At 49.5% G+C, this 645-nt stretch carries 1 pseudogene; it reads left to right on the top strand.

Going from position 1 to position 645, the window contains the following annotated elements:
- Positions 1-33 precede the first annotated feature (33 nt).
- Positions 34-455 (top strand): annotated as a pseudogene (locus tag PPOP_RS19065) (ATP-binding protein).
- Positions 456-645: the final 190 nt, after the last annotated feature.

Here is a 645-nt window from a genome sequence, read left to right as displayed (position 1 = left end):
ACCTACAATGTAATCCTTTTAGGCCCGCCTGGGGTGGGAAAGACTCACCTGTCAGTGGGGCTTGGAATCGAAGCGTTGGAGCGAGGGCATCGGGTCAGTTTTGTTGCGATGGATACCCTCATCCATCTCCTCAAGACACATGAGATAGCACGAACATCACAGAGCCGAATGAAGCGTATTTTGGGATCCGACCTAGTAATCATTGATGATTTGATGTTCATGGCCATGGAGAAAGGGGAATCGCATTTATTCTTTCAATTTGTAACAAGCTCTATGGTCAAACATCGATCATTCTGACCTCGAACAAAGGACCGGAGGATTGGGGGGAGTTGCTCGGTGATCCGGCCATCACGACCGCCATTCTCGACCGGATCTTGCATAAGAGCGAGGTCATCAAGTTGAGCGGAGACAGCTTCCGCCTCAAGCATCGAGAAACCATATTTGGCAATGCCTAGGTGTTGAAAATTATTTAGCGGAATCTGCTCAAAAGTACTTGACGGTTACAGCTTCACCGCTACCCGGTGCAACACTGGCTTAGATCCGTGCTGCACGGGGACCATCGTCTGTTCAAAGCGGATGTTGGTGGAATGTTTCATTCAGCCGGGGAACGGAACTTATGATGAATTCAACATCAGCCTGCGAAGG

It is taken from the genome of Paenibacillus popilliae ATCC 14706 (genome assembly GCF_000315235.1).
Lineage (GTDB): Bacteria > Bacillota > Bacilli > Paenibacillales > Paenibacillaceae > Paenibacillus_B > Paenibacillus_B popilliae.
The sequence above is the reverse complement of the archived record's forward strand: the minus strand, read 5'-3'. Positions and strand labels throughout refer to the sequence as shown.